Below are 13,440 nucleotides of genomic sequence, written 5' to 3'. Positions count from 1 at the left end.
AGTCAGTCGACTTGCCAGTAAGGAATGTCGGCCCATTCAAGCAATTCCACTGTTTGCTCCAGGGGCAGGCCAACCACTCCACTGTAACTGCCAGACAACGATGCCACCAGTGCGCCGCCCAACCCCTGAATGCCGTAACTGCCCGCCTTGTCGCGCCCTTCACCTGTGGCCACATAGGCCTGCAGGCGCGCGGCTTCCAGTGGCCGGAATTGCACTGTCGTCACCGAATGGCGCACGGCTTGCCGACCCTCAAGGCACAGACAAACCGCCGAGATCACCTGATGGGACTGCCCGCTCAGCTGCGCCAGCATCACCAGGGCCTCGGCGTCATCGGCAGGCTTGCCCAGAATACGCTCCCCCAACACCACCGCCGTATCTGCACCCATTACAGCACCCGGTGCCGGCAGGCGGGCCAGCCCTACCTCCGCCTTTTCGCTGGCCATGCGCTGCACATAGTCCAGCGGCAACTCACCGGGACGGGGCGTTTCATCGATGGCCGGAGCAGGCAACACCGTAAAAGGAACGGCAATCTGCTGGAGCAATTCCGCCCGGCGGGGAGAGCCGGAGGCAAGGTAAAGAATCATAGAATTAGCGGCTAGTTGATAATGGACAATTGATAGCTACGCGACCCAGTAATACCGAGAACTGAAAGATTGAAGCCGCGCCCAAAGTAATCCGGGGTTTCGCTGCCAACGATCAATTATCCACTGCGAACGACGCGCTTATCGTACTAGAAATCGCAACTGAACCCAGCGTAACGCCGCACATACCGGACGCCACAACAGCGCGCTGGTCACAGAAGAGTAGAGAATGGTGTAAGGCGGGTACAGGGTACGGCCCACGGATTCCTGTACCAGAAACGCCAGCAGGCTCACCGTGCCCACCAACAGAAAGACCACCGCACACTGCTGTAATGCGGTGAATACGCGCATGCGCTTGTACGCGGCCAGCATCACAAAGGCGCCCAGCGCCGTGGCCAGCCCCCACTGCCCCAGTGTGGTACCCACCAGCACGTCGTGATAGAGCCCCACAAAAAAGCCCCACAACACACCAATGCGATGCGGCAACGAAAGCACCCAGTACACCAGCACCAACAGCATCCATTCCGGGCGCACCCAGTCTATGCTCGCAGGCAGCGGGATCACTTCCAGCAGTGCCGCCAGCAACAGGGTGACGATGATAACGCCGGTGCCGGCGGGACGATCACTGATCATTGTCGGCCTCCGCACGTACCGGGGTTTGCGTGGGCTGCACCAGCAACACATGGCTGGCACGATCCAGCTGCGCAGTGGGGCGGGCAGCAATATGCGCGAACGGCGTGCCCGCCTGATGATTCACCGAGGTGACGCTGGCCACCGGATAGCCGCGGGGGTATAGCTGGCCGAGCCCCGTGCTGACCAGCAGATCACCTTCCTGGATATCTGCGGTGTCGGGCACATACAACAATTTCAAACCGCTGGATTGCCCCACCCCGGCCAATACAGCGCGTACCCCATTACGGTTAACCTGCACGCTCATGGCGTGGCTGGCATCGGTGATCAACAAGACGCGGGAGCTGAGCGGGCCGGCGTCCACCACCTGACCAATCAGCCCCTGGGAATCGAGCACCGCCTGCCCCCGGGAAACATTGTCCCCCGCCCCTTTGTTGATGACGATCTCCTGGCGGTTAGGATCAGGATCCACACCGATGATTTCCGCCACCAGCACATTGGCATCCAGATCCGCCGAGGAATTGAGCAGCTCACGCAGCCGCACGTTCTCGGCTTCCAGCACCGCCAGACGCTGCACTTTCTGCTCCAGAATCAACGCCTGGCGTTGCAAGCGACGATTTTCGTCAAGCAGGGTGCCGCGACTTTGCGTCTGCTCAGACAGCCACTCACCACTGTCCACCGGCAAGTGGGCAAGATAATGAATGGGCGCCGTCAGGTAGCCCAGTGCATGGCGCAGGGGTGCAGCCCAAGGGGTACGCTGGTCCAGCACCATCATGATGACGGCAAGCACCAGCGCGATAATGAGTCGGTAGGAGGGTTTGGCCGGGGCCACCATGGGAGTTAACCCATGGCCAGCATGTCAAAGCCTTGGCTGTCCATCAGCTCCAGCGCCTTGCCGCCACCCCGGGCCACACAGGTCAATGGATCATCGGCAACAATCACCGGCAGGCCGGTTTCTTCCGAGAGCAGACGGTCGATATCACGCAACAGGGCACCACCACCGGTAATCACCAGACCACGCTCGGCAATATCCGAGGCCAGCTCCGGCGGAGACGCTTCCAGTGCGTTCTTCACCGCATTGACGATAGCCGCCAGCGGCTCTTTCAGGGCTTCCAGAATTTCTTCGGAATTCAGGGTGAAGCTGCGCGGCACCCCTTCGGCCAGGTTCCGGCCACGCACATCAATTTCACGGATTTCAGCACCCGGGTAGGCCGTACCGATTTCGTGCTTGATACGTTCAGCGGTGGATTCACCGATCAGCGAGCCATATTCCTTGCGCACGAACGCCACGATCGCTTCGTCGAAACGGTCGCCGCCAATACGTACGGATTCGGAATACACCACACCATTGAGGGAAATCAGGGCGATTTCCGTGGTGCCACCACCGATATCCACCACCATGGAGCCGCGGGCTTCTTCCACCGGCAGGCCAGCACCGATAGCAGCGGCCATGGGCTCTTCGATCAAATACACATCACGGGCACCGGCACCATAGGCAGAATCCTGGATGGCACGGCGCTCCACCTGGGTGGATTTGCACGGCACACACACCAGCACCCGCGGTGCAGGCGGGAAAAACCCGGTGTCGTGCACTTTCTTGATGAAGTACTGCAGCATCTTCTCGGTCACATCGAAATCGGCGATAACACCGTCTTTCATGGGCCGGATAGCGGTAATATTGCCTGGAGTACGCCCCAGCATGCGCTTGGCATCAGCCCCGACGGCCGCCACACTCTTCTGTGCGCCATGGTGACGGATGGCAACCACGGAGGGCTCATCCAGCACAATGCCGCGGCCACGTACGTAAATAAGGGTGTTTGCGGTCCCCAAATCGATGGACAAATCGGTGGAGAACATCCCCCGAATACGCTTGATCATGGACATCCTAGCCAGTTTCCTGAACTTTTCGCGAAAAAACGATGCCTGGCGGGAAAAAGCCGGGCATCTCATAAGATGGCGCAACTCTAGCAACGGCAGGGGCATTGGGCAAGCTGGCGTGCTCTGCGGACAGTGGCCCCGGACAGGCGGTCTATGGTACTTTTTGCGCCTTTCAAGCCCCATACGACCCCTGCGCCAGCCTTCGGCGCAAGGTGCCTACGGAAAGAACCACGGAGAGAACCATGGCCATTGATTCCAAGGTGGTTACCCAGGTGGCCCATCTGGCGCGCCTGAAAGTGGACCCCCAGGACAGCGACGCCCTGTCCGATCGCCTGAATGACATCCTCGCGATGGTAGACCAACTGCAACAGGCTGACGTAGAAGGCGTGGCCCCCATGGCCCACCCTCTGGACGTCACCCAGCCCCTGCGCGACGACGTGGTCACGGAGCCCAATATCCGCGACAAGGCACTGGCAATTGCCCCGGCAGCCGAAAACGGCTGTTTCCTGGTTCCCCGGGTCATCGAGTAACGACGACCGTATAAAGGCGACTGACTGACCATGCACAACAAGACCCTGACCGAACTCAAGGCTGGCTTGGCCAACCGGGATTTCTCCTCCCGGGAGTTGACCGAACACTTCCTGGCCCGCATTCAGCAATACGACGGCGACCTCAACAGCTTTGTCACCGTCACCGACGCCCAGGCGCTGGCCCAAGCCGATGCCGCCGACGCAGCCATTGCCGCCGGCAAGGCCGGCCTGCTCACCGGCCTGCCCATCGCCCACAAGGACATTTTCTGCACCGAGGGGGTGCGCACCAGCTGCGGCTCAAAAATGCTGGACAACTTTATTGCCCCCTACACCGCCACCGTGGTGGAAAAGATGGCCGCCGAAGGCGCCGTCATGCTGGGCAAGACCAATATGGATGAGTTCGCCATGGGCTCTTCCAACGAGACCAGCTACTACGGCCCGGTGAAAAACCCCTGGGATCTGGAGCGGGTTCCCGGCGGTTCCTCCGGCGGTGCCGCCGCCTGCCTGGGCGCCCGCCTGGCCCCTGGCGCCACCGGCACCGACACCGGCGGCTCCATCCGCCAACCGGCGGCGCTGAACAACATCACCGGCCTCAAGCCCACCTACGGTCGCGTCTCCCGCTGGGGCATGATTGCCTTTGCATCCAGCCTGGATCAGGCCGGCCCCATGGCACAGAGCGCCGAAGACTGTGCGCTGATGCTGCAGGCCATGGCCGGTCACGATTCTCGCGACTCCACCAGCCTCAACGAAAAGGTGGGCGATTATCTGGGCGCCCTGAAAGACGATATCAGCGGCCTGACCATCGGCATCCCGGAAGAATTTTTCCCGAACACCCTGGATGGCGCCATCGCCGATAACAGCCGTGACGCCATTCGCGAACTGGAAAAACTCGGCGCTAAGGTGGTGTCCGTGTCCCTGCCCAGCATCAAGCTGTCGGTGCCGGCCTACTATGTGATTGCCCCGGCAGAAGCCAGCGCCAACCTCAGCCGCTTTGACGGCGTGCGTTTCGGCCATCGCTGTGACGACCCGAAAGATTTGGAAGACCTGTACAAACGCTCCCGCTCCGAAGGGTTTGGCGACGAAGTAAAACGCCGCATCCTGGTCGGCGCCTACGCCTTGTCCGCCGGTTACTACGACGCCTACTACCGCCGCGCCCAGCAAGTCCGTCGCCTGATCCGCGACGACTTCGCCCGCGCCTTTGAAAAAGTGGACGTGCTGATGGGCCCCACGGCGCCGGAAACCGCCTTCAAACTCGGCGCCAAAAAGGACGATCCGGTCAGCATGTATATGGCCGACGTCTTCACCATTGGCGTCAACCTGGCCGGCCTGCCGGCGCTGTCCATGCCCACCGGTTTTATCAATGGCCTGCCCACTGGCACCCAGATCATCGGCAATTATTTCCGTGAAGGGCAGATTCTCAACGTGGCCCACAAATATCAGCAGGCCACTGACTGGCACAAGCAAGCGCCAGCGTTTGGAGGTGCACAATGAGTTGGGAAGTGGTTATCGGTCTGGAAGTGCACGTCCAGCTCAACACCGCCAGCAAACTGTTCTCTGGCAGCAAGCTGTCCACCGGCGCAGAACCGAACACCCAGGCATCACTGGTTGATCTGGGCTTGCCTGGCACCTTGCCCGTGGTGAACCGGGAAGCGGTACGCAAGGCTGCCCTGTTTGGCCTGGCCATCAATGCCGACATTTGCCGCCACAGTGTTTTTGAACGGAAAAATTATTTTTACCCGGACCTGCCCAAGGGCTATCAAACCACGCAGCTGGCCGAGCCGGTTGTCGGTGCTGGCACCGTTGAGATCCAACTTGAAAACGGAGAGAAAAAGGTCGTTCGCATCCATCATGCCCACTTGGAAGAAGATGCCGGCAAGTCTTTACATGAAGACTTTCATGGCATGACCGGCATCGACCTGAACCGCGCCGGCACCCCGCTGATTGAAATCGTCAGTGAGCCAGACATGGCCAACGCCGAAGAAGCCGTGGCCTTTGCCCGCAAGTTGCACGCCATCGTCACCTCCATCGGCATCTGCGATGGCGACATGTCCCAGGGCAACATGCGCTTCGATGTGAACATTTCCGTTCGCAAACCCGGCGAGCCACTGGGCACCCGCACCGAAACCAAAAACCTCAACTCTTTCCGCTTCATGGAAAAGGCCATCGCCCTGGAAGTAGAACGGCAGATTGACGTTCTGGAAGATGGCGGCGAAATCGTTCAGGAAACCCGCCTGTACAATGGCGACACGCACACCGCCCGCTCCATGCGCAGCAAGGAAGACGCCAACGACTACCGTTATTTCCCCTGCCCGGACCTGTTGCCCGTCGCGATTACCGATGCCGACATCGAAGAACTGAAAGCGGCCATGCCCGAGTTGCCGGATTCTCGCAAGGCACGCTTCATCAACGACTATCAGCTGTCAGAGTACGATGCAGACCTGTTGTCCGGCTCCATCGCCACTGCCGCGTTCTTCGAAGCAGCCGCCAAAGCCGGCGGTGACGCCAAGCTGGCCGCCAACTGGGTCATGGGTGAACTGGCCGCCAAACTGAACGCCGAAGAAAAAGATATTGCCGACAGCCCGGTTAGTGCGGAACAGCTGGGCCAGCTGATTGCCCGCCTGAAAGACGGCACCATCAGTTCGAAAATTGCCAAACAGGTATTCGAAGCCTGCTGGGCCGGCGAAGGCAACCCGGACGACATCATTGAAGCCAAGGGCCTCAAGCAGATGAGCGACAGCGGTGAACTGGAAAAAATCGTTGACGACATCATCGCCAACAATGCGCCCCAGGTTGAGGATTACCGCAACTCCGACGACGCCAAGAAAAAGAAGAAAATCGGTTTCTTTGTGGGCCAGGCCATGAAGGCCACCCAGGGCAAGGCAAATCCGCAGCAGTTGAATCAGTTGCTGAAGGATAAGCTGGAAAAGTGATGGAGGGTCGGACGTCTGAAGTCGGACGTCTGACGCCTGAAAAACAATCCGTACGGCAGCAATGCGTTCACTGCAAACCCTGCCGCGCCGGGTTTTGACTTTGCGTCCGACGTCAGACTTCCGACGTGCGACCTCTAACAGGATCCAACCATGACCACGCAAACCTTCCAGAACCGCGTCACCCTGGAAAAGAAAAATGCCATCGCCTACGTCACCCTGAGCCGGGCCGATAAATATAACGGCCTGGATTTCCCGATGATGGAGGGGCTGGTGGAAACCGCCCGCCTGATTCGCAAGGACCGTGAATTACGCGCCGTCATTCTTCAGGGCGACGGCAAGGCATTCTGTGCCGGGCTGGATTTCGGCACCGTCATGAAGCAGCCGGTAAAACTGCTGCGCAGCTTCACCAAATACGGCATCAAGAAAACCAATCTTTTTCAGGAAGTGTGCTGGTGCTGGCGCGAACTGCCCATCCCGGTGATCGCCGTGCTGCACGGCTATTGCTACGGCGGCGGCATGCAGATTGCGCTGGCAGCGGATTTTCGCATCACCACACCGGACTGCGAAATGTCCATCATGGAAATCAAGTGGGGCATGATTCCCGACATGACAGGCACCGTGACCCTGCGTGAACTGGTGCCCATGGACGTGGCCAAGGAACTGACCATGACCGGGCGATTGTTCAACGGTGACGAAGCCAAAACCATGAACCTGGTCACCCGCGTGGCGACCAACCCCCTGGAAGAAGCTGAAAAACTGGCACAGGCGATCAAGACCCGCTCACCGGATGCCATCAGCGCCAGCAAGGCCCTGTTCCAGCAAAGCTGGAACGTACCGGAAGCCCAGGCTTTCGACGTGGAAAGCAAACTGCAATTCAAAATGCTGCGCAGCAAAAACCAGCGCCGCGCCATGCAGGCCAACATGAAAAAAGAAGCGCCAACATTCGGCCCTCGCGAACGGGATTACTGAACCGATTCGCACACACCGGGGCGCCTTGCCCCGGTGCCTTTCCCTCCTCATCAATCTGCCAAGCGAGCCCTGTTTCCTCTCGGGATCTTGCGGCATACTCAATGCAGAAACCGACCATTATTGAGGCAGCGCATGATTTCTGTAGCCGAAGCCAGCGGCGGCTTTTCCGCCCTGACCCGCCTGTACAAACGTCTCGTCAACGAACTGATCGGTCAGCTACCGCTGCAGCCACAAACCCTGCCGCTGGCGCCCACGGACGATGCCTTGAAATACGGCATGTGTCGCGACACCACCTACGTGGTGAAAGGCGGTATGCTGGGTATGCGCTGTCAGGACCGCAAGCTGTTCACCTGGGATGAAGGCGACCTGATCCTCCCCGACGCCGGCAACGATGAAATTACCTATTACGCGGAAAGCTCCGTGCTGCTCGGGGCCTACCCCACCGTCGAACTGGTGGATGCGGTTCTCGCCGACGAACACATGGCGCGGCTGTGGACCCGGATTCTTACCACCCAGCAAGGCATGCTGACACGGCTTCTCGCCGCCCATGTGCCCGAAGAGCACCACACCACACCGGGCTTCGCCTATTTTGAGCCCGGCAATATCATCATTCACCAGGGCGAACCCGCCGACTATGTCTTCAGCCTGTTCGAAGGTGAAGCGGATGTGCTGGTGGATAATGTGGTTGTTGGCCACGTCAGCGAAGGAGAAGTGCTCGGCGCCATCGCCCTGCTCACGCATTCACCGCGCAGCGCCACGGTGCGGGCCAAATCACGCTGCTCAGTGGTCAAGGTGCCCAAGCACCAGTTCAAGAACCTGATCCGCACCAACCCGGGGATGATCCACAGCCTGCTGACGGACATGGCCCGGCAGGTAAAATCATTGAATGGCCAGGTGGTGGAGCTGTCGGCCTGATCCGACGGCGATCGCCTCCAGGCCAGAAAGCATAACCTCAGCCACCACCCAGGGAGGGCGGCTCACCATGAAACATCTTATCGGATGGGCGTTTCTGATTGTGGTCATCGTTCTGGTTCTGATTGGCGTCATGGCGGAGGACCCGCCGATCATGGCCGAAGGCATGCAGGACACACCGGTCACCACGGACAATCAACCCGGCAACTGACGCGCCGCGCAAACCGGACACTGGGGGTCGCGGGGAATCGCCACCTGACGCCAGCCCAGCGTCCGGCCGTCAAACAAATGCAGCACCGATGCCACCGAGGCACCGGACAGTGTTCGCATGGCCGCCAGGGCCTGCAAGGTTCCCACCACACCGACCACTGGGCCGAGAATCCCCGCCTCGCTACAGGCCAGATCACCGTCCGTGCCGTCCCCGTACACACAGGCGTAGCAGGGGCTGTCTGCGGCGCGCAAATCAAACACTGCCAATTGGCCATCCATGCGAATAGCCGCACCACTGACCAGAGGTTTGGCATGGGCCACGCAGGCGCGATTGATGGCCTGTCGAGTGACGAAGTTGTCGGTGCAATCAAGCACCAGAGTCGCCTCCGCAACGGCGTCATCCAGCCAGGCATCGTCCACGCGCACCACTGCCGAGCGCACATCCACATCCGCGTTCAATAGTTGCAGTTGATCACGCAGTGCCTCGGCCTTGGGCTGACTCACCTGGTCACCGCGAAACGCCACCTGCCGGTGCAGGTTGCTCAGTTCCACCCGGTCGTCGTCCGCCAGCACCAGCTGCCCGACACCGGCGCCCGCAAGATATAACGCCGCCGGATTGGCCAGACCACCGCAACCGACGATCAATACCCGGGCGGCTGCCAGCGCCTCCTGCCCGTCCAGATCCAGTTCATCCACCATCAATTGGCGGCTGTAGCGATTGAGTTGCTCGTCGTTAAACATGAAAAGACTCGCTGCATGCAACACGGCTTCACGCTGACACGCAAAGCCGATCTATGACAGTGACGGCGCAAGCCTGAAGATCGCAAGCAGGCTTTCGCCTACACCGGGTGCTGCCCAAAGGTGACCCGGTCGTTGCCACCCAGATCCTGTACCGTACCCACCTGCACGAAGCCGGCCTGCGTCAACAGAATGCGCACTGCCTCACCCTGCTCAAACCCATGCTCCAGCAACAGCCAACCGCCGGCAACCAGTTTGCCGGCGGCTTGCTGAGTAATGGCAGCCAAATCCGCCAACCCGTTATTGGGCGCCACCAGCGCCGAGCGGGGCTCGAAACGCACATCCCCTTCATCCAGATGGTGGTCGCTTTCCTCGATATAAGGCGGGTTGCTAATGATCAGATCAAACGGCCCCGGGCAGGGCGACAGCCAGCTGCCCTTCAAACAGGTCACCGCGGCCCCCAGCCGATGAGCGTTGTCAGCGGCCACCTGCAAGGCGGCCTCACTCAGATCCACCAGGGTGACATGCCAATCCGGCCGCGCCAGCGCCAGGGAAACGCCGATGGCTCCGGTCCCCGTCCCCAGATCCACCACCTGCGCCTCGGCGGGCACATCCAGTGACAGGGCCTTTTCCACCAGGGTTTCCGTATCCGGGCGGGGAATCAGGGTATCGGCGGTCACCCGAAACAAGTGGCCGAAAAATTCCCGCTCGCCGACCAAGTGCGCCACTGGCTCGCCCGCCACCCGGCGGCCAAGCAGGGACGTAAAGTCGGCCTGCTGCGCAGTGCTCAGTTCGCGTTCGGGCCAGGTAAATAGGTAGCTGCGCGGCTTGCCCAGCACGTGACACAACAGCAGGTCCGCATCCAGCGCGGCGCTCGGAGAATCGCTCAACCGGCTACGCGCATCGCGCAGGGCGGCGTCAATGCGCATGGCGATCAGCTCTCGCCCAGCGCGGCCAGCTGATCGGCCTGGTACTCCGCCAGCAAGGCGCCGAGCAATTCATCCATGTCCCCTTCCATCAGCTCGCCCAGGCGATACAGGGTCAGGTTGATGCGGTGGTCGGACACCCGGCCCTGCGGGTAATTGTAGGTACGGATGCGCTCGGAGCGGTCACCGGAGCCTACCAGGGATTTGCGCTCCGCCGCCTGCTCCGCGTGGGCCGCGTTCTGCTGGGCATCATAGAGTTTGGCGCTGAGCAGGCTCATGGCGCGGGCCTTGTTCTTGTGCTGGCTGCGCTCGTCCTGACATTCCACCACCACGCCGGTGGGCAGGTGCGTAATGCGCACGGCAGAATCGGTGGTGTTGACGTGCTGGCCACCGGCGCCGGAGGAGCGGTAGGTATCGATGCGCAGGTCTTCGTTGCGAATGATGATATCGCCCAGCTGCTCGGCTTCCGCCATGATTGCCACCGTACAGGCGGAGGTATGGATCCGCCCCTGGGATTCCGTAGCCGGCACCCGCTGCACCCGGTGGGCCCCGGATTCGAATTTCATGCGCGAATAGACGCCCTCACCGATCACCCGCGCAATCACCTCCTTGTACCCGCCGTGCTCGCCCTCACTGGCGCTGACCATTTCCACTTTCCAGCCGCGTTGATCCGCATACTTGGAATACATGCGGAACAGGTCGCCGGCAAAAAGGGCCGCTTCGTCGCCACCGGTGCCGGCGCGGACTTCGAGGAACACGTTAGCGCCGTCTCGGGGATCTTTCGGCAACATCAGTTTCTGCAGTTCTTCGGCAAGCGCCTCCATGCGCGCCTGGGCATCGCGGGCTTCTTCCGCGCCCATTTCGCGCATATCCGGATCGCTGTCGTCCTGCATGGCTTTGGCCGCATCCAGGTTTTCCGCCGCCTGCTGATACTCCTGATAGCATTTCACCACCGGATCGATTTCCGCGTATTCCCGGGACAAATCACGAAACTGGTTCTGATTGCCGATCACATCCGGGTCAGACAGCAGCCCCGCCAGCTCTTCGAACCGGTCTGCGAGCTTGTCCAGCTTGCCTTGCAATGACGCTTTCATAGAATCCTCTAAAGCACAGCGCTTTATTCAGGGGTGTATTCGGGCGAGCTATTCGTTTTCTTCGGACGAGGAACCCGGATTGTCGAGCAACAGCTCGCGGGCCAGTAACAGGGCTTCGGCGCGACCATCAGCCGCCATTTTTCGCAAGGTCACACTGGGCGTATGCAGCCACTTGTTCACCAGCGAATGCTGAAACTTGCGCAGCACCTGTTCCGCATCCCCGCCATTGCGTAACTGCTGAAGGGCTTTTTCCAGTTCACTCTCCGCCATGCTGGTGCGTTGCTCACGGTAGTCGCGCAACACCTTGACGGCATCCTGCTCACGACGCTGACGGCGATGCCGCACGATGGCGTCACGAATCAATTCCGAGGCTTCCTGGGCCGCCTGCTGACGGGCACGGACATTCTCCTGAATCGCTTCCTGCAGGTGATCCACCGTGTACAGGTAAACGTCGTCCAGCTCACCCACTTCCGGTTCGATATCCCGTGGCACGGCGATATCCACCATGAACATGGGCCGGTGGCGACGTTTTTTCAGGGCCCGCTCTACCATGCCTTTGCCCAGAATCGGCAACGGGGCGGCAGTACAGGAAATCAGGATATCGGCACTTTCCAGCGCCACCGGCAATTCTTCCAGGCTGATGCCCCGGCCGCCCACGGCCGCTGCCAGCTCGCTCGCCCGTTCCTGGGTGCGGTTGGCAATGGTAATTTCCTTCACCTGTTGCTCGCCCAGGTGACGGGCCACCAACTCGATCATTTCACCGGCACCGATCAACAATGCCCGGCTTTTTTTCAGGTCCGCAAAGATGTGGCGGGCAAAGGATACCGCCGCATAGGCCACCGATACCGGATTGGCGCCGATGCCGGTTTCCGTGCGAATGCGTTTGGCCACCGAAAAGACTTCCTGGAACAGGCGCGACAGTTCGCCATTGAGCAGGCCCGCTTCGTGGGCACGGGCATAGGCTTCACGCATCTGACCCAAAATCTGGGGCTCGCCCAGCACCAGCGAATCCAGGCCGCCCGCCACCCGCATCATGTGCTCCAGCGCCTGCTCCCCGGAGTGCTGATACAGCACCGTGGACAAACGCTCCGCAGACAAGTGCCGGCTGGATGCCAGCCATTGGGTAAAGTCAGGGGCAGTGTCGTCGGTGAGGCAATACAGCTCGGTGCGATTACAGGTAGACAGCAAGGCAGCCTCGCGCACACCGGGCATCTCACGCAAGCTGGCCAGCGCCGCTTCCGCCTGCTGCGTTGAGAACGCCAGACGTTCGCGTAGCTCCACATCCGCGGTGGTGTGATTGACGCCAACAGCGACTAGATTCATACATTCCTGTGCGCGACAGTGACAGCAGGCGGCCGTGGCCAGCCCGTAAACCCCGAAAAAGCCGGGGCGCAAGGGTGTGGCATTTTGCGCGAAAGCGCCTGCCAAAACAATGTCAGCCCGGAGAGCAAACCGGTATGGTAGCGCACACCACTTCATGGCTTGGGCAATGGCCAATCGCTGTGCCATGATAGCCTAAACAGAAACAGGCATACCGACCTTAATGACCCGTTACGCGATTCTGCCGCTCTGCGGCGCACTCCTGATCCACGGCTGCGCCAGCCAGACCCCGGCCCCTGAGCCCGCCCCGGAACCCACGGCGCCGGTGGCCAGCGCCCCGAATTATGACAGTGAAACACTGTCCGACCTGCTGGTGGCGGAAGTGGCAGCCCAGCGCCAGTCCCTGGGCGTCACCCTTGGCTACTACAGCCGGGCGGCAGAAAGCACTCGTGACCCGGCCGTCATCAGCCAGGCCGCCCAACTGGCCCACTATCTGGAAGATCCGCAGCAAGCTCTGGCCATGAGCGAACTCTGGCTGGAAACCACGCCGGACAGCGAAGAAGCCCTGCAAGTCGCCATCCTCTCGGAAATCCGCCTGGGCAACACGGCAGCGGCCAGCCGGCATCTGGACCGGTTACTCAGCGCCCACGGCGAAGAAGCCTTGGGTCGCCTGGTGACTCAGGCCCGCGGCCTGGACGCACAGGGCAACCTGCAACTGGTCG

14 protein-coding genes and 1 pseudogene are annotated in these 13,440 nt (G+C 60.8%); 7 read left to right on the top strand and 8 right to left on the bottom strand.

Annotation, left to right across the window (positions count from 1 at the left end; all coding sequences use genetic code 11):
* Positions 1-2: 2 nt before the first annotated feature.
* The 4 genes from A3730_RS28900 to A3730_RS28885 form a co-directional block, all read right to left on the bottom strand.
* The gene (locus tag A3730_RS28900; protein WP_063520913.1) at positions 3-584 is read right to left on the bottom strand and encodes a nucleoside triphosphate pyrophosphatase; all 582 of its coding nucleotides are present in this window, start codon (positions 582-584) and stop codon (positions 3-5) included.
* A 138-nt stretch (positions 585-722) separates the two neighbouring features.
* Positions 723-1,214 carry a rod shape-determining protein MreD gene (mreD, locus tag A3730_RS28895; protein WP_007150669.1) on the bottom strand — a complete coding sequence of 164 codons (492 nt, stop codon included), beginning with the start codon at positions 1,212-1,214 and terminating at the stop codon, positions 723-725.
* A complete protein-coding gene (gene mreC, locus A3730_RS28890; protein ID WP_063539437.1) occupies positions 1,204-2,046 on the bottom strand; it encodes a rod shape-determining protein MreC in 843 nt (280 codons plus the stop codon). The genes mreD and mreC overlap by 11 nt, the downstream gene beginning before the upstream one ends.
* Before the next feature lie 5 nt (positions 2,047-2,051).
* Positions 2,052-3,089: a rod shape-determining protein gene (locus tag A3730_RS28885; protein ID WP_039927492.1), complete on the bottom strand. Its 1,038-nt coding sequence runs from the start codon at positions 3,087-3,089 to the stop codon at positions 2,052-2,054.
* A gap of 242 nt (positions 3,090-3,331) precedes the next feature.
* On the opposite strand from A3730_RS28885, the gene gatC reads away from it, so the two are divergent.
* From gatC to A3730_RS30755, 6 genes are all read left to right on the top strand, one after another.
* Positions 3,332-3,619: an Asp-tRNA(Asn)/Glu-tRNA(Gln) amidotransferase subunit GatC gene (gene gatC, locus A3730_RS28880; protein ID WP_063539436.1), complete on the top strand. Its 288-nt coding sequence runs from the start codon at positions 3,332-3,334 to the stop codon at positions 3,617-3,619.
* 30 nt (positions 3,620-3,649) lie between these two features.
* Complete coding sequence (gatA, locus tag A3730_RS28875) at positions 3,650-5,110, top strand: Asp-tRNA(Asn)/Glu-tRNA(Gln) amidotransferase subunit GatA (RefSeq protein ID WP_063539435.1); 1,461 nt, start codon at positions 3,650-3,652, stop codon at positions 5,108-5,110.
* A complete protein-coding gene (gene gatB, locus A3730_RS28870; RefSeq protein WP_063539434.1) occupies positions 5,107-6,549 on the top strand; it encodes an Asp-tRNA(Asn)/Glu-tRNA(Gln) amidotransferase subunit GatB in 1,443 nt (480 codons plus the stop codon). The genes gatA and gatB overlap by 4 nt, the downstream gene beginning before the upstream one ends.
* Positions 6,550-6,699: 150 nt before the next feature.
* Entirely contained in the window at positions 6,700-7,518 is an 819-nt protein-coding gene (locus tag A3730_RS28865) for a crotonase/enoyl-CoA hydratase family protein (RefSeq protein ID WP_063520786.1), read from the top strand.
* A 132-nt stretch (positions 7,519-7,650) separates the two neighbouring features.
* Positions 7,651-8,433: a cyclic nucleotide-binding domain-containing protein gene (locus tag A3730_RS28860; protein ID WP_063520787.1), complete on the top strand. Its 783-nt coding sequence runs from the start codon at positions 7,651-7,653 to the stop codon at positions 8,431-8,433.
* 67 nt (positions 8,434-8,500) lie between these two features.
* Complete coding sequence (locus A3730_RS30755) at positions 8,501-8,641, top strand: hypothetical protein (RefSeq protein WP_156497061.1); 141 nt, start codon at positions 8,501-8,503, stop codon at positions 8,639-8,641.
* On the opposite strand, the gene A3730_RS28855 is transcribed toward A3730_RS30755, so the two are convergent.
* From A3730_RS28855 to hemA, 4 genes are all read right to left on the bottom strand, one after another.
* Entirely contained in the window at positions 8,626-9,381 is a 756-nt protein-coding gene (locus A3730_RS28855) for a molybdopterin-synthase adenylyltransferase MoeB (RefSeq protein ID WP_063520788.1), read from the bottom strand. The genes A3730_RS30755 and A3730_RS28855 overlap by 16 nt on opposite strands.
* Positions 9,382-9,479: 98 nt before the next feature.
* Positions 9,480-10,307, bottom strand: a complete 828-nt coding sequence (prmC, locus tag A3730_RS28850) for a peptide chain release factor N(5)-glutamine methyltransferase (protein ID WP_063520789.1) — start codon at positions 10,305-10,307, stop codon at positions 9,480-9,482.
* 5 nt (positions 10,308-10,312) lie between these two features.
* Positions 10,313-11,398, bottom strand: a complete 1,086-nt coding sequence (gene prfA / locus A3730_RS28845) for a peptide chain release factor 1 (RefSeq protein ID WP_063539433.1) — start codon at positions 11,396-11,398, stop codon at positions 10,313-10,315.
* Positions 11,399-11,446: 48 nt separating this feature from the next.
* Positions 11,447-12,721 (bottom strand): glutamyl-tRNA reductase, encoded by a 1,275-nt coding sequence (gene hemA, locus A3730_RS28840; protein WP_063521582.1) that lies wholly within the window; start codon positions 12,719-12,721, stop codon positions 11,447-11,449.
* 220 nt (positions 12,722-12,941) lie between these two features.
* Here hemA and A3730_RS28835 point away from each other — a divergent pair.
* Positions 12,942-13,440 (top strand): annotated as a pseudogene (locus A3730_RS28835) (hypothetical protein); the annotation flags it as partial.

The organism is Alcanivorax sp. HI0044 (genome assembly GCF_001634945.1).
The sequence above is the reverse complement of the archived record's forward strand: the minus strand, read 5'-3'. Positions and strand labels throughout refer to the sequence as shown.